16 protein-coding genes are annotated in these 20,209 nt (G+C 69.5%); 11 read left to right on the forward strand and 5 right to left on the reverse strand.

The annotated features are described in order from the left end of the window. Positions 1–125: 125 nt before the first annotated feature. Both HT102_RS06580 and HT102_RS06585 read right to left on the reverse strand, forming a co-directional pair. Entirely contained in the window at positions 126–938 is an 813-nt protein-coding gene (locus tag HT102_RS06580; RefSeq protein WP_192038612.1) for an HNH endonuclease family protein, read from the reverse strand. 127 nt (positions 939–1,065) lie between these two features. Beyond that, complete coding sequence (locus HT102_RS06585) at positions 1,066–2,535, reverse strand: dolichyl-phosphate-mannose--protein mannosyltransferase (protein ID WP_192038824.1); 1,470 nt, start codon at positions 2,533–2,535, stop codon at positions 1,066–1,068. A 174-nt stretch (positions 2,536–2,709) separates the two neighbouring features. On the opposite strand from HT102_RS06585, the gene rsmI reads away from it, so the two are divergent. Further along, positions 2,710–3,543 carry a 16S rRNA (cytidine(1402)-2'-O)-methyltransferase gene (gene rsmI / locus HT102_RS06590; protein ID WP_192038613.1) on the forward strand — a complete coding sequence of 278 codons (834 nt, stop codon included), beginning with the start codon at positions 2,710–2,712 and terminating at the stop codon, positions 3,541–3,543. Positions 3,544–3,735: 192 nt separating this feature from the next. Here the strand turns inward: rsmI and HT102_RS06595 are convergent, their stop codons facing one another. Together HT102_RS06595 and HT102_RS06600 are read right to left on the reverse strand one after the other, a co-directional pair. Next, complete coding sequence (locus tag HT102_RS06595; RefSeq protein WP_192038614.1) at positions 3,736–4,998, reverse strand: aminodeoxychorismate synthase component I; 1,263 nt, start codon at positions 4,996–4,998, stop codon at positions 3,736–3,738. A gap of 51 nt (positions 4,999–5,049) precedes the next feature. Further along, positions 5,050–6,609 carry a DUF2786 domain-containing protein gene (locus HT102_RS06600; protein WP_192038615.1) on the reverse strand — a complete coding sequence of 520 codons (1,560 nt, stop codon included), beginning with the start codon at positions 6,607–6,609 and terminating at the stop codon, positions 5,050–5,052. 135 nt (positions 6,610–6,744) lie between these two features. Here HT102_RS06600 and metG point away from each other — a divergent pair, with 135 nt between their 5' ends. The 9 genes from metG (at position 6,745) to HT102_RS06645 (ending at position 18,172) form a co-directional block, all read left to right on the forward strand. Then, positions 6,745–8,580, forward strand: a complete 1,836-nt coding sequence (gene metG / locus HT102_RS06605; protein WP_192038616.1) for a methionine--tRNA ligase — start codon at positions 6,745–6,747, stop codon at positions 8,578–8,580. 7 nt (positions 8,581–8,587) lie between these two features. Further along, positions 8,588–9,418: a TatD family hydrolase gene (locus tag HT102_RS06610; protein WP_192038617.1), complete on the forward strand. Its 831-nt coding sequence runs from the start codon at positions 8,588–8,590 to the stop codon at positions 9,416–9,418. A gap of 965 nt (positions 9,419–10,383) precedes the next feature. Continuing rightward, positions 10,384–11,517, forward strand: a complete 1,134-nt coding sequence (locus tag HT102_RS16145) for a resuscitation-promoting factor (protein ID WP_269902746.1) — start codon at positions 10,384–10,386, stop codon at positions 11,515–11,517. A 131-nt stretch (positions 11,518–11,648) separates the two neighbouring features. After that, positions 11,649–12,563 (forward strand): 16S rRNA (adenine(1518)-N(6)/adenine(1519)-N(6))-dimethyltransferase RsmA, encoded by a 915-nt coding sequence (gene rsmA / locus HT102_RS06620; protein ID WP_192038618.1) that lies wholly within the window; start codon positions 11,649–11,651, stop codon positions 12,561–12,563. Positions 12,564–12,574: 11 nt separating this feature from the next. Beyond that, the gene (locus HT102_RS06625) at positions 12,575–13,579 is read left to right on the forward strand and encodes a 4-(cytidine 5'-diphospho)-2-C-methyl-D-erythritol kinase (RefSeq protein ID WP_192038619.1); all 1,005 of its coding nucleotides are present in this window, start codon (positions 12,575–12,577) and stop codon (positions 13,577–13,579) included. Continuing rightward, positions 13,580–15,379, forward strand: coding sequence for an ABC-F family ATP-binding cassette domain-containing protein (locus HT102_RS06630; protein WP_192038620.1), 1,800 nt, complete (start codon positions 13,580–13,582; stop codon positions 15,377–15,379). 41 nt (positions 15,380–15,420) lie between these two features. Next, positions 15,421–16,341: a polyphosphate kinase 2 gene (gene ppk2 / locus HT102_RS06635; protein WP_192038621.1), complete on the forward strand. Its 921-nt coding sequence runs from the start codon at positions 15,421–15,423 to the stop codon at positions 16,339–16,341. Between the two features lie 10 nt (positions 16,342–16,351). Next, positions 16,352–17,434, forward strand: coding sequence for a VOC family protein (locus HT102_RS06640; RefSeq protein WP_192038622.1), 1,083 nt, complete (start codon positions 16,352–16,354; stop codon positions 17,432–17,434). Positions 17,435–17,494: 60 nt separating this feature from the next. Continuing rightward, positions 17,495–18,172, forward strand: coding sequence for a DUF4166 domain-containing protein (locus tag HT102_RS06645; RefSeq protein ID WP_192038623.1), 678 nt, complete (start codon positions 17,495–17,497; stop codon positions 18,170–18,172). Positions 18,173–18,394: 222 nt separating this feature from the next. Here HT102_RS06645 and HT102_RS06650 read toward each other — a convergent pair whose 3' ends face one another. Then, the gene (locus HT102_RS06650; protein WP_192038624.1) at positions 18,395–18,853 is read right to left on the reverse strand and encodes a carboxymuconolactone decarboxylase family protein; all 459 of its coding nucleotides are present in this window, start codon (positions 18,851–18,853) and stop codon (positions 18,395–18,397) included. Positions 18,854–18,942: 89 nt separating this feature from the next. On the opposite strand from HT102_RS06650, the gene HT102_RS06655 reads away from it, so the two are divergent. Next, a complete protein-coding gene (locus HT102_RS06655) occupies positions 18,943–19,986 on the forward strand; it encodes an enoyl-CoA hydratase/isomerase family protein (RefSeq protein WP_333473316.1) in 1,044 nt (347 codons plus the stop codon). Positions 19,987–20,209 lie beyond the last annotated feature (223 nt).

Here is a 20,209-nt window from a genome sequence, read left to right on the forward strand (position 1 = left end):
CGCCGCCGCCCCCAAACGCGATAGAAACTGCCGAGATCCCAGGGCAGGTTCTATCGCGTTTGGCGTTTTCCGGTGCTTTTGCGAGCGAGCGCCGCTCGCCCCGTCGCCGCTAGCCCGCCGCGCCGCTAGCCCAGGCAGGTGTCGAAAACATCGAGCATCGCGTCCCGCTCGGCAGCGGTGACCCACAGCCGATAGATCGTCTTCACCTCGATCTGCTGCGATACAAAGGTGCACCGGTAGGAACGATTTGGCGGCAACCAGCCCGAGGCATCGCTGTCGCTCTTCTGCTGGTTCGCCCAGCCCGCCACGGCCAGCAGGTTCCGCGGATCATTCGCGAAGTTCCGCCGCTCCCGCTCCGACAGCTGCTGCGCGCCCTTCTGCCACGCGTCGGACAGGGCCACGAGGTGATCGACCTGCACCTCGCCGGACGTCTCCGGCCCGCGCACGAACTCGATCGTCTCCAGCGTGACCGGATCAAGGATCGTTCCCTCGCCCACGACGCAGCCCTCCTCGCCGGGCCGGAACGTGACCTCCAGGAAATCGCGGATCAGGATGTCATTGCGCGTGTCGCAGCCATTGCCGCCGAACTCGACGTCCACATCGTCGGTCCATGCCGGGCCGAACTCCTCCCGGTCGTAGCCCGTCTGTGGCGCGCGCCCGCGAACGGGCAGCTCATCCAGCGCCTCCCGGGCAGCCTCCCACCGCGCGATCTCCGCGTCCGTCGCCGGCGTCCCCGGGCTATGCCAGGACACATCGGACCGGTCGAATCCTTCCGGGATCGACGCGGTGACGTCATCGGAGCGTTCCTGCGCTCCCGTCACGACCACCAGCACGCCAAGGCCGACGATCACGAGCAGCACGATCGCGATCCGCACCTTGGTGCTCACCACTCCACGGAGCTTCTTGTCCACGGCGAACGCGAGGTCTGCGCGCTTCATCCACCCACCCTTTGCATCGTTGTCGAGTCAATCCGGGCAATAGTCGACACCTTGTCTACCACCAGGGGCCGACAAGCCCGAATCGCAACGATGCCGGGGGATCGGGGGAATCACCGGCCCCGGGCGATCACCGCCAGCTCGGCAGCCACAACTGCCACTGCCAGAATTCCTCGCTGATCGGCACCGCGGTCAGGATCGGGTACAGCCACGCGAAGTTCACGATGACCAGCGCCAGGTAGCAGCACACCACCAGCCTGGCCAGCACGCGCCGCTCCTCCGACCGCGCCGACGCCCGAAGCAGGTCACCCAGCGTTAGCGCCACCATCATCACCAGGAATGGCGCCATGGGAGCGGCATAGAAGTAGTACATCTGCCGGTCCAGGTTCACGAACCACGGCAGGAAGCCCGCCAGGTACCCCGTCAGCACCAGCGCATGCCGGCCATCCCGGTGCGCGACGATCCGCCACGCCGACCAGGCGATCACCGGCAGCGCCGCCCACCACAGCGCCGGTGTGCCCAGCAGCATCACCGCGCGCACGCACGACGCCGCGCCGCACCCAGAGATCTCTGGGCCGTCCACGAAGTAGTACAGCATCGGGCGCAGCCCCATCGGCCACGTCCACGGCTTCGACTCCCACGGATGCACATGGCCCGCCGAGTTCGTCAGCCCAGCATGGAACTCCAGGATGTTGGCATGGTTGTGCCACAACGAGCGTACGGCGTCCGGCAGGAACGACCACGCTCCGCCCGTTCCCACATCCCGGCCCACCGCATGCCGGTCCACGCCGGTCTCGCTCGCGAACCACGCCCAGTAGCTCCCGAGATACACCCCGGCAGGCACGACGAGCAGCGCCCACAACGCGGGAGCCATATCCCGCGCCAGCGTCCCCCGGAGCGGCCGCCGCACCCGGTACCGATAGCGCGCCGCGAGGTCGAGCGCCACGCTCATCACCCCGAAGAACGCGATGAAGTACAGCCCGGACCACTTGGTCGCCACCGCCAGCCCCAGCAGCACCCCGGCCGCGAACCGCCACCAGCGCACGCCCATTCGCGGACCCAGCGCGGACGCGCCGATCCGGCCCTCCTCGTAGGCTCGGGCGAACCGCGAGCGCACGTCATCGCGGTCGATGACCAGGCAGCCGAACGCCGCGACCACCAGCACCACGAGGAAGATGTCGAGCATCCCCATCCGCGAGGTCACGAACGTCAGCCCGTCCACCAGGACCAGCAGTCCCGCGATGGCGCCCACCAGCGTGGACCGGGCCAGCCGCCGCGCGATGCGCGTCACCAGCACTACCAGCACCACTCCGGCCGCCGCCGCCGAGAACCGCCAGCCCAGCGCCGAGTAGCCCAGCATCGCCTCGCCCAGCGCGATCAGCTGCTTGCCCAGCGGAGGGTGCACCACCAGCCCGTACGCCGGGTTCTCCTCCACCCAGCCGCCACGCAGCATCTGCCAGGCCTGGGTCACATAATGCTTCTCATCGAAGACCGGCATGCCGCCATCGGTCGGCGTGCCCAGCCGCGCGAACCGCGTGATCGCCGCCAGCACCGCGAGGAACAGCGCCACCATCCAGCCGCGCAGCCGATCAGCGGGCATCGGCACCTCGACCGGATCCACCGGCCCCGGCGAATCCCCCCGCACCGAGCGATCAGGAACTGAATGCCGCGGCGGTCCCGCGTGCGCCGGGGAACCATCGCGCTGGGACCGGCGCACCCCGGATCGACGCGCGAGTTCGAGAACCGTCACCCCACGATCGTAGGCTGTACCACCATGACAGGTCAGTTGGTGCTCGCGGCAACCCCCCTCGGCGACGTTCGCGACGCCTCGCCCCGCCTCATCGAGGCGCTCGGCACGGCTGGCATCATCGCCGCCGAGGACACGCGCCGGGCCCGGCAGCTCGCGAGCTCGCTCGGAGTCACCATCACCGGACGCATCCTGAGCTTCTACGACCACAACGAGCACAGCCGCATCGAGCAACTCGTCCGCGACATCACCGACGGCGCCATAGTCCTGCTCATCACCGACGCTGGCATGCCTTCGGTCAGCGACCCCGGCTTCCGCCTGGTCGCGGCCTGCGCCGAGCACAGCCTCCCCGTGACGTGCTTGCCCGGCCCGTCCGCCGTCACCACTGCCCTCGCGCTCTCGGGCCTGCCCGTCGACAGGTTCTGCTTTGACGGCTTCCCGCCCCGCAAGCCCGGGCCACGCCGCGCCTATTTCGAGACCCTCCGCCACGAGGCCCGCGCCTGCGTGTTCTTCGAGGCACCCCACCGGCTCGCCGACTCCCTTGCCGATGCGGCTGACGTCCTCGGGGGCGAGCGCCGCGCCGCGATCTGCCGCGAGCTCACCAAGACCTACGAGGAAGTCATCCGCGGCACCCTCGCCGAGCTCGCTGAATGGGCGACCGGAAACGTGCGCGGCGAGATCACTGTTGTCCTGGCAGGGGCAGCCACCACCACCGAGGAAGCGATCGACCACGTCCGCGACGTCGAGCGGCTCGTCGAGGCGGGCAGCCGGCTCAAGGAAGCCTGCGCTGTCATCGCCGAGCGCGCCGGGGTGTCCAAGCGCGACCTCTACCAGGAATACCTCAAGCGCCGCGACGAGTAACTGCTCGGCTGGCGAGGCGCGTCCCTCTCGCCCCGCGCGCCACTTTCGCCCCACCGGTACCGTGATAGTGCGAAGAACGTCAGCTCGGAGCGCGAAACCTGTCGTTTTTCGCACACTCGCGGGGCAGGGGAGCACACTCGCGGGGCAGGGGGCACACTCGCGGGACAGAGCAGGGGCGGGGTCCAGCCAGAGCTAGCCGCTCGCGCGGAGCCCAACGATGGTGGCCGCTTTGGCGAGGCACTCGTGCCATTCGGTCTCCGCGCGGGAGTCGATGGTGATGCCGCCGCCCACACCGAGGCGGCAGGCGCGCGCGGTGCCAGTCGCTGGCCCGAGCTCGACAGTGCGGATCGCGACGTTCAGCTCCAGCCCGGCGACGGGGGAGCGGGCGCCGATGGTGCCGCAATACACCCCGCGCGGCTCGGGTTCCCACGACTGGAGGAATCGACGGGCGCGCAGCTTCGGCGTCCCCGTCACCGACGCGGGCGGGAACGTCGCCCCGAGCAGGTCCGCCACTGGCACACCGGGATCGATGCCCGCACGCACCGTGGAGACCAGGTGCCACACCCCGGGCGCGGGATGGATGCGCAGCAGCTCGGTGACCGTCACCGAGCCGGGGCGGGCGAGGCGACCGAGATCATTGCGGACGAGATCGACGATCATCACGTTCTCCGCCACGTCCTTGACCGATTCGCGCAGCAGCCGCGGATCAACCGTGATGGGCAGGGTGCCCTTGATGGGGCTCGATTCGACGATGCCGCCGTGCCGGGAGAGGAACAGTTCCGGCGATAGCGAGGCGACCGCGCCCCAGGCGCCGGTGAGGAACGCGGCGCGCGCGGGCCGGGTAGCGGTGATGCCATCGGCGAAGAAGTCCACGGGCTCGCCGACGAAGCGGCCCTGGAAGAAGCCGCATACGCACGCCTGATAGACCTCGCCGTCGCGGATCGCCTCGAGACAGGATTCCACGCCGTGCTTGTGCGCCGCGCGGTCGGGCGGAAGCCACTCGCACGACCATCGCGCGGCCTCTGGGGCGGACCCGTGCACGGCATCGCGCACCCAGCCGGGGCAGGACGCGCCGGTGAGCGATTCGAACCACCAGCAGTCGTCCTCATCGAGGCGCAGCACCGTCGGCGCGTATCCGGAGGCGATGGGGGGCAGCGGGCCCGAGCGCCCATCGACTGTGCCATCGGGGTAGGAGAGGTAGGCGAACCAGCCCCCGCCGAAGAATGCCGTCGGTGCGCCCGCCGGTGGAGGGAGCGACGCGGCCTCCGTCCCGAACGGCTGCCCGCCCTCGTCGCACGGAGCGATCTCGACCGAGGGCGCGATGATCGCGCGCGAGCCGAACCAGTCGCCCGTCAGGGCCGCGGGCGCATCGAGCCCCCGGGATCGCGCGCTGCGGGCTAGGGCGCGCAGCACCTCGGCCGCCGGGTTGCCCGCGCCCAACCGTTCGTATCGCACGCCCTACAGAGTCGCACGCTTGCCCGGCAGCGGCCTACGCTAGGCCGACCGTCACGCCTCGAGGCTCGCCCCGGCAGGAGCGAGCACGGCCTGATCGGCAGCGACCTTTCCGGCGATCCAGCCGCGGGCGTCCATCGGCGCGGCGGTCTGCTTCTCGGTCTGCGGGAACAAGCGCTCGAACTCGGCGTTGACGGCGGCGTCCTGCGCCGCGAGGATCGGCAGCAGGTCCCTGCCGTCCTGGCGCTTCCGGCGCGCCTCCTCGGCCATGGTGTGCTCGCCCACCTGCTGCAATCGTTGACCCACGCGCACCGCGTAGGCGAACAGGAAGGCCCGCCGGAAGCTCGCCGAGCGGGTCGCTGGATCCTTGCTCGACTCACCGATCGCGGTCATCGACTGCGTGGCCTGCACGAGCGTCGATTCGTAGAGCAACCCGACCTGCCGCAGGTCCACGGGCGTTCCCACGGCGGTGGCCACCGAGTACTCGGCATCCCACACCACGCGCACCCGGTTCGCGAGCGCGATCTCGTGCAGCAGATGCACCTTCGACTTGGTGTAGGGATTCTCGATATGGACGCGTCGTGTCACCACGTCCGTGCGGTCAACTGTCGCGCTGAGGATCGCGGCATCGATCGCGTAGCGGGTCATCAGTTCCTGCGCTTTGGCGGTGACAGCCTCGGCCTCGCCCTGGTAGGTCGTCGCCTCTGCCTTGGCGAGCAGGCCCCGCACCCGGTTGAGCACGCGCGGTTCCACCGTGGGCGCCCCTGAGTCGGTGTCGATGCGCCGCTCCGGCCACTGCGAGGGCGTCGCGCACACCACGGGCCACACCGGCAGGTCATGCCATTGGCCGAGCAGCGCGAGCACCGACTGCCAATCCGTGTGCAGCACCTGCGGATAGTCGATCATCAGCAGGAACGGGCGGCCAGCCGGATTGTGCACGGCAGCGCGGCGCATCGTCCCGGCGAGGCGGGGAAATGACTGCTCGACCTCGCGCAATTGATCCACCCACGGCAGCGGGGCGCGGTTCTCGGCGTTCGCGAGCACTGCTTGATGCGTCACCGTCGCGACCGCGAGCTCGAGCACTGGCGTGGCATGCGACCGGCGCACCACGTGCACGACGTCGAGAGGCTGCCACCCATGCTCGTACAGCGAGTCCATCGCGGCGAGCAGCAGCTCGGACGCTACGCGCGTGGCCAGCCATGGCTCGCGACCAGCATCGATGGCGGCGAGGCGGTCCGCGATGCTGGTTGCGTGCGCGCGCGATCGGCGGCTGCCGACGCTGGAGTGGGCTCCATCGAGGATCATCTCCATGACCAGCGTGTGCGCGTCGGTCCCGGGGCGCACGACGCCACCGGGCCAGCTCCACTGCTCCTCGACGTCGCGGTCCCGTGCGCTGCCCCGGTCGCGGGGCGCGGCAGGATCCTGGGACTGGCCGGCGCGCTTCGTTGCCCAGGAGGGGAAGCGCAGGCGCGCGCCCAGCCCACCCAGCGCGGAGTCGCCCAGCCCTGGTCCGCGCTGCCCCTGATAGCGCTGACCCTGATCGTGCTGGCCGGTGCCGCGCTGGCCTGGTCCGCGCTGGGCCGGGCTGCCGTTGTCCTCCGAGGTCGTCCCCATGGCAGTGCAGTATGCCTGGATCCGCCGAGGAGGTGTGGGAGCGACGCAGCCGCGACACCAAAGGTTAACCAGCCAGGCGCCGTGCCCGGGCACCGCGGTTGGGAATCCCCCTGCACGACCTAATAGGCTTGGGGCATGTCTACCCGAGTGCTCACGGCGGTTGCGTGGCCCTACACCAACGGTCCCCGCCACATTGGCCACGTTTCCGGCTTTGGCGTCCCTTCGGACGTGTTCGCCCGCTATCAGCGAATGGCCGGCAACGACGTGCTGATGATCTCGGGCACCGACGAGCACGGCACCCCCATCCTCGTGCAGGCGGAGCAGGAGGGCACCACGCCGCAGGAGCTGGCGGACCGCTACAACCGGGTCATCGTCGACGACCTCGCCGGGCTGGGGCTGAGCTACGACCTGTTCACCCGCACCACGACCCGCAACCACTACGCGGTGGTGCAGGAGCTGTTCCGCACCCTGCACAAGAACGGCTACCTCGTCCCCAAGACCACCACCGGCGCCATCAGCCCCTCCACCGGGCGCACGCTGCCCGACCGCTACGTCGAGGGCACCTGCCCGATCTGCGGCTACGACGGCGCTCGCGGCGACCAGTGCGACAACTGCGGCAACCAGCTCGACCCGATCGACCTCATCAACCCACGCTCCAAGCTCAACGGCGAGACGCCGAAGTTCATCGAGACCGAGCACTTCTTCCTGGACCTTCCGTCCCTCGCCGGGGCCCTCGAGATCTGGCTGAAGGGCCGCACCGAATGGCGCCCGAACGTGCTGCGGTTCAGCCTCAACCTCATCGAGAACCTGCGGCCGCGCGCGATGAGCCGCGATATCGACTGGGGCGTTCCCATCCCGCTGGAGGGCTGGCAGGACCGTCCCGACAAGAAGCTCTACGTGTGGTTCGACGCTGTCATCGGCTACTTGTCCGCGAGCATCGAGTGGGCCGTGCGCACCGGCAACCCCGACGCGTGGCGCCAATGGTGGACCGACCCCGAGGCCGTGTCCTACTACTTCATGGGCAAGGACAACATCACCTTCCACTCGCAGATCTGGCCCTCCGAGCTGCTCGGATACCGTGGCGCCGGGGATCGCGGCGGCCAGCCTGGCATGTTTGGCGAGCTCAACCTGCCCACCGAGGTCGTCTCCAGCGAGTTCCTCACCATGAGCGGCTCCAAGTTCTCCACCAGCCGCGGCACCGTCATCTACGTCCGTGACTTCCTGCGCGACTTCGGCCCCGACGCGCTCCGCTACTTCATCTCCGTGGCCGGTCCGGAATCCCAGGACACCGACTTCACCTGGGACGAGTTCATCCGCCGCACCAACTTCGAGCTCGCCAACGAATGGGGCAACCTCGTCAATCGCTCCGTTTCCATGGCGCAGAAGAACTTCGGCGAGATCCCCCGCCCCGCGACCCTCACCGACGCCGACGTCGAGCTGCTGCGCACCGCCGAGGCCGCGTTCGAGACCGCCGGGGCCCACCTGCGCCGCAGCCGCTTCCGCGCCGCCGCTACCGAGGGCATGCGCGTCGTCACCGCCGCTAACCGCTACATCTCCGCGCTCGAGCCCTGGAAGCTCGCCAAGGACCCCGACCAGCGCGACCGCCTCGCCACTGTCCTGCACACCTCGCTGCAGGTCGTCTCCGACGCCAACGCGCTGCTCACCCCCTTCCTGCCGCACGCCTCGCAGCAGGTCCACGAGCAGCTCGGCGGCACCGGCGTGTGGGCGGCCCAGCCCGAGGTCCACGAGGTGGAGGACAACACCGCCCGCACCGCGCCCGTCGGCGCCAACCTTCCCGAGGAGGGACGCGGCTACCCCGTGCTCATGGGTGACTACGCGAACGAGAAGGCCCGGTGGGAGCGCACCAGCATCACGCCGGGAACGCCACTGAGCAAGCCGAAGCCCCTGTTCGCCAAGCTCGACCCCGAGATCGGCGAGACCGGCCCGGAGTGGGCACCGATCAAGAAGTGAGGCACTGATGGGATCAAGCAAGCGCGAAGCACCACCGCTTCCCGAGCGGCTTGCCCCGATCGTCGACGCGCACACCCACCTCGACGCCTGCGGCGCCCACGACGAGGACACGCTGCATGCCATCGTGGACCGCGCCGACAGCGCCGGAGTGGGAACCATCGTCACCGTCGCCGATGACCTCGACGCAGCCGAGAACGCCGTTCGCTTCGCCCACTGGGACGAGCGCGTGCACGCTGCCGTCGCGCTGCACCCCACCCGTGCCAACGCGCTCGACGAGCACGCCCGCGAACGCATCGAGGCTCTCTCCCGCGACGAGCGCACGGTCGCGGTGGGGGAGACCGGCCTCGATTGGTACTGGCCCGGCAAGCTCGACGGTTGCGCCACCCGCGCCGAGCAGGAGGATGCCTTCCGCTGGCACATCGACCTCGCCAAGCGCATCGGCAAGCCGCTGATGCTGCACAACCGCGAGGCCGACGATGACCTCGTGCGCGTCCTGCTCTCCGAGGGACCGCCCGACACCGTCATCTTCCACTGCTTCTCCTCCGGGCCCGCCATGGCGCGCACCTGCCTCGATAACGGCTGGATCCTCAGCCTGTCGGGCACCGTCAGCTTCCGGAATGCCCGCGAGCTGCACGAGGCTGCCCGCCTCATCCCGCACGAGCAGATGATGGTGGAAACCGACGCGCCCTACCTGACGCCGCATCCCTACCGCGGGGCGCCCAACCAGTCCTACTGCCTGCCCTATACCGTGCGGGCGCTCTCCGAGCTGCGCGGCGAGGACGCTGAGGCCGTCGCGGCCGGGACCACCGCCACCGCGCGGCGCGTCTACCGGCTGTAGGGTCCGCGGCCCGCCGGTCGCGGGCTTAAACTGACCACCCCCGCCTCCGTTACGCACGGTCGGTCGCAAACGCGATAGAAGCTGCAGGAGATGCAGGTCCGCTTCTATCGCGTTTGACGGTTTCCAGTGCTTTTGCCGCCCCGCGGCCGCTCCGGGGCGGCCAGCGGCTGCCCTACTGCGCTCGCGGCTGCCCTACTGCGCTCGCGCGCCTGCTCTGCGGCCGCCCTACTGGACCGCAGCTCCCACCCATCGCTCGCGGCTCCCACCGATCTGGCGCAGCTCCCACCGTTATATGGGTGGCAGGAACCGGCGAGAGGTGGCAGGAACCGGCGAGAGGTGGCAGGAACCGGCGAGAGGTGGCAGGAACCGGCCAGAGGTGGCAGGAACCGGCGAGAGGTGGCTGGAACCGGCGAGAGGTGGGTGGAACCGGCGAGAGGTGGCAGGTGCAGCCCCAGGGCAGCCCCAGGGCTGCCCCAGTGCAGCCCCAGGCGCGGCCGTCCTGCCGTCGAACGTGCAGGGAAGCGCCACGCCAAGCCCCCACCCGGAACCCCCTCGCAGCCCCGTTGGTAACGCCTGCTGTTACCGAAGCGTGATTGATAGCGTTTGCTGCTGCTTGCAATGTGGTGGCCCCGATCACAGCAGCAAGCACGTGACGTGTGGGGCTCATGGTGCCCGCTCGCGCCGCTGGGCGCGATGAACAGGTGCGCAAAGCGCCTGCTCAGTGGCGCAATATCCGCCAAGGACCACCCCTGCCATCCCATCTTCACCACAGCAAATCAGGTCTGTTTAGCACTGTGGGTCACGTCTCATTCCGGGCAAAACGCTTGCTCCAGCTAGCACGGGCTCGTTACGGTTCTGTTATCGAAAAGCCGGGATGGAGATGCCCGACAGGGGAGAGCAACGGCGCTCGCACCACCCCCTCATCTCTTGCTCGGACACCCGGACAAACAAAGGTCAGGAACACAATGTCGCGCTCCACCACGCTCACCGCCCTCAGCCCGAAGTCCAAGAAGGTCCAGATCGTCGCCGGTGGCCTCCTGCTCACCATGGTTGCCGGAACCGGCACCGCGATGGCCGTGCAGAAGGACGTCACCATCGAGGTCGACGGCGAGACCACCACCGTCAGCACGTTCAGCGGTGATGTAGAGGGCGCGCTCTCGGCAGCAGGCTTCGACCTGACCGAGCACGACATCGTTGTTCCCGCACCGAGCACCGACATCGAGAGCGGCGCCACCATCACGCTCCAGAAGGCGAAGCTGCTCACCCTCAACATCGACGGCGAGATCCGCGAGGTCTGGACCACCGCCCAGACCGTCGAGGAAGCCCTCGCCCAGCTCGGCCTCGCCAACCGCGAGGTCAGCGTCTCCGCGTCGCGCTCCGCGCGCCTCCCGATCGACGGCCTCGAGCTCGCCGTGACCACCCCGAAGCCCGTCACCATCACCGATGGCGCCAACACCTTCGACCACGTCACCACCGGCATGGCCGTCGAGGACGTCCTCGCCGAGGTCGGTGCCCCGCTCGATGGCTTCGACGCCGTCACCCCGCCCCAGCGCACCGTCGTCACCGAGGGCATGGAGATCACCGTCGATCGCCTCCGCCTGGTCCGCGAGACCATCGAAGAGGATGTCGCGCCGACCGAGGAGATCATCGAGGATCCGTCGATGATCGAGGGCGAGAGCCGCATCGAGGTCGCCGGCACCCCGGGCCGCGCCACCAACACCTATATGGTCGTGCACAACAGCGACGGCGAGTCGGGCCGCACCCGCGTCGCCACCGACATCAGCGCCGAGGCGCAGCCCACCGTCGTCCGCAAGGGCACCAAGCCCCGCCCGGCCGCCCCCGCGGGCAGCAACGGCGGCACCTGGGACGCCCTCGCGCAGTGCGAGTCCAACGGCAACTGGTCCATCAACACCGGCAACGGCTACTATGGCGGCCTGCAGTTCAACCAGGGCACCTGGGAGGCGCACGGCGGCACCCAGTACGCTCCCCGCGCTGACCTCGCTACCCGCGAGCAGCAGATCGCGACGGCCGAGAAGGTCCGCGCGACCCAGGGCTGGGGCGCATGGCCCGCCTGCACCTCCAAGCTGGGACTGCGCTGATCCCAGCCCGGGCCCACCAGCCCGGAATGTCCTCGCGGCCCGCAGCCGCCTGACCGCACGATGAGGCCGCACTGAACACCACGCACCAGCACGAGAACCCCGAGCCCACCGGTTCGGGGTTCTCGCGTGCTGTGAACCTTCTCGGGCCAGCCGATATCCGCGTCCTTGCCGAGCAGCTCGGGCTCCGGCCCACCAAGCAGTGGGGCCAGAACTTCGTCCACGACGCCAACACGGTCCGGCGCATCGTCACCAGCGCGGCGGTCGCCCCGGGCGAGACCGTCCTCGAGGTGGGGCCTGGGCTCGGCTCGCTGACCCTCGCCCTCATCGCGGCCGGGCATCCGGTGGTGGCCGTCGAGATCGACCCCGCGCTCGCCGAGCAGCTCCCTGAGACGCTTGCTGCCCGCGCCCCCAGCCACGTCGATCGGCTCGCGGTGGTGCAGGCCGATGCGCTGCGCGTGCGGCGCGATGACCTGCCCGAGGGCAGCCGGGATCCCGCGGCGATCGTCGCGAACCTGCCCTACAACGTTGCTGTCCCCGTGATCCTGCACCTGCTCGCCGAGCTGCCCAGCGTGCAGACAGTCCTCGTGATGGTGCAGGCGGAGGTCGCCGACCGGCTCGCCGCGCCCCCGGGCAGCCGCACCTACGGGGTGCCGAGCGCGAAGGCCGCCTACTACGGCGAGGTGCGACGCGCCGGATCCGTCGGGAGGGCAGTGTTCTGGCCCGCGCCCAACGTCGACTCCGGCCTCGTGCGCATCACCCGCCACGCGGCCCCGCCCTGGTCGATGGAGCCCGCCCAGCGTCGCGCCGTATTCACCCTCATCGATGCCGCGTTCGCGCAGCGCCGCAAGACCCTGCGCTCCGCCCTCGCTGGCTGGGCCGGCAGCGCGCAGGAGGCCGAGCGCATCCTGCGCAGCGCCGGGATCGAGCCCTCGGAGCGTGGCGAGAAGCTCGGCATCGCCGAATTCGTCCGCATTGCCTCCGTCGCTGCCGCGGGAGCCACGCCCCCGCGCGATCCGGGGCGCGACGCGCCACCGAGCGCCGACTAGGCTGTTGCACCGTGCTTCATGTCGTTGACGCCCCCCTCGTTGCCCGCGCCCCCGCGAAGGTGAACCTCCACCTCGCGGTGGGCGCCCTGCGCAAGGATGGCTACCACGAGCTCACCACGGTCTATCAGGCGCTGTCGCTGCACGATGAGATCACCGTCCGCGCCGCCGACTCGATCGCCATCTCGGTGCGCGGCGAGGGCGCCGATGATGTGCCCCTCGGCTCGACCAACCTCGTATGGCAGGCCGCGGAGCTCATGGCGGAGAAGGCCGGGCATGGCAAGCGTGGCCCGCGCGCCAGCATCGCCATCACCAAGGGGATCCCTGTCGCTGGTGGTCTTGCAGGTGGCAGCGCGGATGCCGCCGCTACCCTCGTTGCCCTCAATGAGCTGTGGCAGCTGGAGCTTTCCCGGTCCGAGCTGCTCGAGCTTGCCGCGCGGCTCGGCAGCGACGTGCCGTTCTCGCTGAGCGGCGGCACCAGCGTGGGCGTGGGCCGGGGGGAGCAACTGCTGCCGGTGTTGTCGCGCAACACCTACCACTGGGTGCTCGCGTTCGCGAAGGGCGGACTGAGCACGCCCGCGGTGTACCGGGAGCTCGACCGGTTGCGCGCTGTCGGAGCCCCGCCCCGCATCGGTGCCGCCGACGATCTCATGCACGCCCTCGCGGCGGGCGATGCTCGGCAGCTCGCGCCCCTGCTCGGCAATGACCTTCAGGCCGCGGCGGTGACCCTGATGCCCGCCCTGCGCCGCACCCTGCGCGCGGGAACGGACGCCGGCGCCCTCGCCGCCATCGTGTCCGGCTCCGGCCCCACCTGTGCTTTCCTCTGCGCGGACGAGGACGATGCCATCAATGTCAGTGTCGAGGTCTCCTCGACCGGGGTGTGCCGCACCGTGCGCACCGCCACTGGCCCCGTGCCCGGCGCCCGGCTCGTCACGGCGCCGCACCCGCGACCCCCGCGACGCGAGCCTGGACCACCCCGGACCGACGACGATCTCGATCCCGTAGAAGGAGGCGCCTGAGTGGCGAACCTGGTCAACCTGGAGAACGTCACCAAGTCATTCGGGGTGAAGCCACTGCTCGACGGGGTCTCCCTCGGCGTTCGCGAGGGCCAGCGCATCGGTGTTGTTGGCCTCAACGGTGGCGGCAAGACCACCCTGCTCGAGATCCTCGCCGGGGTAGCCGAGGCCGACAGTGGCCGAGTGAGCCGCCGCAACGACGTGCGCATCGCAGTGGTCACGCAGCGCAGCGAGCTGCCTCCAGGAATCTCGATCGGCGAGACCATCTTCGGGCCCCTCGGCATGGCCGAGCACGAATGGGCCTCCGATGCGCGCATCCGCGGCATCCTCACCGGCATCGGCCTGCGCGCGGCGCAGCGGCACCTCGACACCCCCGTCGACACCCTCTCGGGCGGGGAGCGCCGCCGCGTTGCTCTCGCCGCAGCGCTCGTGCAGGAGCTCGACCTGCTGATCCTCGACGAGCCGACCAACCACCTCGATGTGGAGGGCGTGCAATGGCTCGCCGAGCACCTCGTGGGCCGCCGCTGCGCGCTCGTCGTCGTCACGCACGATCGCTGGTTCCTCGACGCAGTCGCCACCGAGACCTGGGAAGTGGTCGGCGGACAGGTCGAGACCTATGAGGGCGGCTACAACGACTGGATCTTCGCGCGCGCCGAGCGCGCCCGCATCGCCGACACGCAGGAGGAGCGCCGCCGCAACCTCGCCCGCAAGGAGCTCGCCTGGCTGCGCCGCGGACCGCAAGCGCGCACCTCCAAGCCCCGCTACCGCGTCGAGGCGGCGGAGGCGCTCATCGCGAACGTCCCGCCGCCGCGTGACACGGTGAGTCTCTCGGCGTTCGCGAGCAAGCGGCTCGGCAACGTCGTCATCGAGCTCGAGGACGTCACCCTCGCCACCCCGGACGATCGTGTCCTGCTCGATCACGTCACCTGGCGGCTCGCGCCTGGTGAGCGCATCGGCCTTGTTGGTGTCAACGGCTCCGGCAAGACCACCCTCCTGCGCGCCCTCGGCGGCGAGGCGACCCTCAGCTCCGGACGTCGCATCCAGGGCTCCACCGTGCGTCTCGGCTGGCTCCGCCAGGAGCTCGATGACCTGCCCACCGGCATGCGCGTGCTCGAAGCCGTCGAGGATGTCGGCCAGCGCGTCGTCCTCGGTGACAAGGAGCTCTCCGCCTCCCAGCTCGCCGAGCGCCTCGGCTTCCCGCCGGCCCGCCAATGGACGCCCGTCGTCGACCTCTCCGGCGGCGAGCGGCGGCGGCTGCAGCTCACCCGCATCCTCATGTCCGAGCCCAACGTGCTGCTGCTCGACGAGCCCACCAACGACCTCGACATCGACACCCTCCAGCAGCTCGAGGACCTCCTCGACAGCTGGCCCGGCACCCTCGTCGTCATCAGTCACGACCGGTACCTCATCGAGCGGATCTGCGACTCCGTGCATGCCCTGTTCGGCGACGGGCACCTCACCCACCTGCCACGCGGCATCGAGCAATACCTCGAGCGCCGCGCCCGCGACATCAGCGAGGCCGCCGCGCCCGCCGGCAGCCCGGGCGAGAAGCCCTCCAGCTCGCAACCCGCGAAAGCACCTCGGGACGGCGTAGCTGATCGCGCCGCCCAGAAGGAGCTCTCCCGCCTCGAGCGCGCCATCGCCAAGCTCGAGAAGCAGCAAGCCACGCTCCACGAGAAGCTCGCCGACGCCGCGACCGACCCCGAGAGGGCCATGAAGCTGCACACCGAGCTGCGCGCCCGCGAGACCGAGCACGCCGAGCTCGAGGAGAAATGGCTCGAGCTCGCCGAGGAGTGGGGCTGAACGTGCCCCGCGACGAGGGTGCTGGCGAGTAGCCTCGGTTCATGGCTCGTAAGAAGTCGGCGAAGCACGAAGGCGCGCACCCGGTGCGGGAGAAGAAGATGCCCCGGGGGCTGTATGAGCGCGAGCTCGAGCGGCTGCAGGCGGAGCTGGTGTCGATGCAGCATTGGGTGCAGGAGTCAGGCTCGCGGGTCGTCGCGATCTTCGAGGGACGTGACGCGGCCGGCAAGGGCTCGGCGATCAAGCGGATCACCGAGTACCTGAACCCCCGCCATTGCCGGGTGGTGGCCCTGCCCGCGCCTACGGAGCGGGAGCGCGGCGAATGGTACTTCCAGCGCTACATCAAGCACCTGCCCGCGGCGGGGGAGATCGTGCTGATGGACCGCTCCTGGTACAACCGGGCCGGCGTGGAACGCGTGATGGGCTTCTGCACGACGGACGAGTATCGGCGGTTCCTGCACCAGGTACCGATCTTCGAGCGGCTGCTCGTGGAGGACGGCATCATCCTCAACAAGTACTGGTTCTCGGTGTCGGATGTGGAGCAGGAGCGGCGCTTCCATTCGCGGCTGAACGATCCGATGCGGCAGTGGAAGCTCTCGCCGATGGACTTGCAGTCGATCGTGCGGTGGGAGGACTACTCGCGGGCGAAGGACGAGATGTTCGTGCAAACCGACATTCCCGAGGCCCGCTGGCACACCGTCGAGAGCGAGCACAAGCGCAACTCCCGCATCAATGTGATCAATCATCTGCTGGAGTCGGTGCCGTACGAGCATGTGGAGCCACCGTCGGTGACGGTTCCGCCGCGGCCGGTGGCCCACAACTATGAGCGACCCCCGCGTGACCAGTTCCGCTATGTCCATGATCTTGCCGGTGACCTCATGCGCGGGGCCGCCGCGGCCACCAATGGGTCCGCGGGCAAGAAGGCCGCGAGCAAGAAGAGCACGAAGCAAGCAGCAGGGAAGTGATCCACTACTGATGAGCACCCCGCAGCCCAGCGCGCCCGCCGGTTTCCCCCGGCCCGGCGCCGTCCCGTACCTGACCGTCAGCGGTGCCAGCGAGGCCCTCACCTGGTACTGCAAGGTGTTCGACGCCAAGATCCTGGGAACGCCCATCACCATGGAGGATGGCCGCATCGGGCATGCCGAGCTCGCCATCGGCGACGGCGTGATCTATGTAGCCGAGGAATTTCCTGAGATGGGTCTCACCGCGCCCCGCACGGGCACCGCGTCGGTGAGCCTGATGATCCCTGTCGACGACCCCGATCTTGTCATGACGCACGCCCGCGAGGCCGGCGGCCGGGTCGAGCGGTGGACGTACGAGAGCCACGGCCAGCGCAATGCGTCCCTGATCGATCCGTTCGGGCATCGCTGGCTGCTCGCCGCCCCCCTTGGTGGCATCCTCCACCAGGGCGATGTCGCGGGATTCACCTTGTGCTGCCCCGATGCCGATATCGCGGCACGGTTCTACGGCGCCGTGCTCGGCGGGGAGACGACCCGGAACGGCAACGGCTTCGCGGTCACCAGCACCACCGTGCCCGTCCGCATCGAGGGCGGCCATCACCGCACCGTGCTGCGCTGCGCCTATGCCGTGCCGGACGTGGAGGCGGCCCGCCAGCGCGTCCTCGACGCCGGTGGAGCCGTGGAGGCCACCGTGTGCCACACCTACGATGGCGTTCCCTTCGAGCTGGTGGGTACTGATTCCGCGCAGCGCCGGCCCGCCATCAACGGCGAGGCGCCGGGAGATCCCGCGTACATCACCCTGGAAACCGACGATCCCGACCGGGCCCGCTTCTTCTACGAGCAGGTAGTTGGCTGGACGTTCGACGGCAGCGAGGACCGGGGCGGCTACGAGATGCCTGGCGTGCACCCAATGGCTGGTCTCACCCGGGCCGGGGCCACCACCATCACGCCGATGTGGCGCGTCGATGATGCTGTCGCGGCCTCGGAGCTCGTGACCAGCAACGGCGGCGAGATCCTCGCCGGGCCCGAGGCCCGCGAGTACGGCGTCGCAGCGCACTGCCGCGACCCCCAGGGCGGACGCTTCTACCTCGGCTCCTGACCCGGCGCCGCTTCCTGGGGCAGAATCGGTAGCGCGAACCGCACGAAGGGAACCTGCCTCATGCCATCGGTCATCCAGCACGCCCTCGGCGCCCGCTTCGAGCGCCTCCACCCCAAGGTGCAGTGGCGATTCGCGCTCGCCTCCTCCGACCATCGCCGCCAGATCGGCACCGGCGTGATGGAGGAGATGAGCCATTCGCTGGCCATCCCCGCGCCCATGGCCTGGATGCTGGGCGCGCGCCGCGTCGCGCCCGCCCACACCGGCTACGACATCCCGTTCACTGTCGAGAACTATGCCTACCTCGACGACGCGGGACGCGAGACCTATTCCTACGTCCGCAGCTTCGACTTCGGTCGCCGCACCAGCAAGATGGACTCGGTGATGGTGCCCAGCAGCATCGGGGCGAGCGTCATCGACTATCTCGGTGCCGCGCCCGATATGGCTGTTCGCACGCAGGTTTGGGTCGATGCCGACGGGGGACTGCGCCTCACCAGCGGCCCGCCCCGATTCCTCGTGCCGCTCCAGCCGCGCCTGCCCGCGCTCGCTTCCGCCACCACAGAGGCGCGCGAATGGTGGGACGCGAAGAAGAAGCGCCACGGCATCCAGGTGGAGGTGCGCAACCCGGTGCTCGGGCGCATGTTCTTCTACCTCGGGCACTTCACTGTCACCGAGGAGGATTGCCCGCCCGGCCGCATACCCGCGCGGGCCCGCACCAAGCGGCTTGTCACCGCCGAGTAGGCGGGCTGGCTGCGCGGGGGTGTTGGCTGCGGGGGTGTTGGCTGCAAACGCGATAGAAACCGCGGAAAATCCGCCCTAGTTTCTATCGCGTTTGGCGATTTCCGGTGCGTTTGCCGCCGTGGCCCACCTCGAGGCGCCCGCCACCTGCCGCGGCCCGCCCAGCGGTCGCCACCCGCCGCGGACCGCCCAGCGGTCGCCACCCTCAGGCCGGCCCCAGCGGAACTACGACGCGACGGGGCGCCCGCTGATCATCGAGATGCGATTCCAGGAGTTGATCATCACCGCGATCCAGGAGACCGCGACGAACTGGTCATGCGACAGCACCATGCGGGCCTCCCGCACCACCTTTGCCGGCACGTCCTGATCCGGCAGCTCCGTGATCGCCTCGGCCAGCGACAGCGCCGCCCGTTCTAGCGAGGTGAACATTCCCGATCGGCGCCATAGTGCCAGCACCGCTAGGCGATCGCGGTCCTCGCCTGCCTCCACGGCCTCGGCCGAGTGATGCTGCAACGCATGCACGCACCCGTTGATCTGCGACACCCGGATCTTCAGGAGCTCGGTCAGTCCGTGGGGGATCCCGGACTGGCGGGCGATCGTCGAGACCTCCTGGTTGAGCGAGATCAAGCCCAGATAGGTGCCCGACGAGGGATCCGCCACATCGACCCGATGATTTTCGCTCATGGCACACCACCCTATTGCGTCGCTGCCGTTCCCGGGGCGGGGTAGCGTCGGTGCCGACCCCACAGATACGGAAACGAAACGAGGACATCGTGCCGGATCATGCGCCCACCACCTCAGTGACGGCCCGGACGAGCCAATCGGCCGGGATCCTTGAGCTCGACAAGCCCAAGGCCCTCAATGCCCTCGATCTCGGCATGATCCGCGATCTGCAGAGCGCGCTCGATTCCTGGCGGGATGATGACACTGTCCGCTCGGTCATCATTCGCAGCGCCAGCCCGCGCGCGTTCTGCGCCGGCGGGGATATCCGTGCCATCCGCACCGCGGTGCTCGAAGGCCGGCACGACGATGCGCACGCGTTCTTCCGCGAGGAGTACAACCTCAACGAGACCATCGCGACGTATCCCAAGCCGTTCATTGCCCTGATCGACGGTGCCGCCATGGGTGGTGGCCTTGGTGTGTCCATCCACGGCAGCATCCGCGTGGTCACCGAGAACGCGCTGATGGCCATGCCCGAGACTGCTATCGGATTCTTTCCCGATATCGGTGCTAGCTACTTCCTGCCGCGGCTGGCGATCAACAATCATGGTGCTCTCGCGCTCGGCAAGTATCTCGGCATGACCGGCGCGCGCGTGCGTGCTGCCGATGCGCTCGCCTGCGGGCTTGCCACCCACCACGTGCCTAGCGCCCGCCTCGGCGAGCTTGCCGAGGCGCTTGCAGCGAGCACGGGCGATCCCGCCGCGGTGGTCGCGGAGTTTGCGACCGATCCGGGGCCGGCCCCGCTCGCCGAGATCCTCGACGAGGTGGAGGAGTGTTTCTCCGCCGCCACCGTCACCGGCATTATCGAGCGACTTTCCGCCGGTGGCTCCGAGTGGCATAGCGAGACCCTCGCTGCCCTCGAGGCGATATCTCCGCGCAGCGCATGGATCACCGCCCGCCTTGTCGAGCGCGGTGCGGTCGCCACGCTGCGTGAATGCCTCGACCGCGAGCTCGCGCTCACCGTGACCGTGACCCGGCACCCTGACTTCGCGGAGGGCGTGCGCGCGGTGCTCGTGGACAAGGACCGCCAGCCCGCGTGGACGCCCGCTACCCTTGCGGAGCTGGATCCGGCCGAGATCGACGCCGTGCTGCTCTAGCAAGCAGATATTGCGTTCCTTGTGGCGACCGTGGCCGGAGTCGCCACGGATAGTTCACGCAGCTGCTACCTCTCGTCCCCAGCTGCCACCGATACCGCCTAGCTGCCACCGATATTTCGGTGGCAGCTAGTGCTAGGGGTGGGAGGAGCCGGCTAGCGGTGGCAGGTGGTCGAGGCATGCTCGCTAGGGCTAGGGCTAGGGCTAGGGCTAGGGCTAGGGCTAG

Origin of the sequence: Lolliginicoccus lacisalsi, from assembly GCF_014841105.1 — a bacterium.
In the GTDB taxonomy this organism is placed as follows: domain Bacteria; phylum Actinomycetota; class Actinomycetes; order Mycobacteriales; family Mycobacteriaceae; genus Lolliginicoccus; species Lolliginicoccus lacisalsi.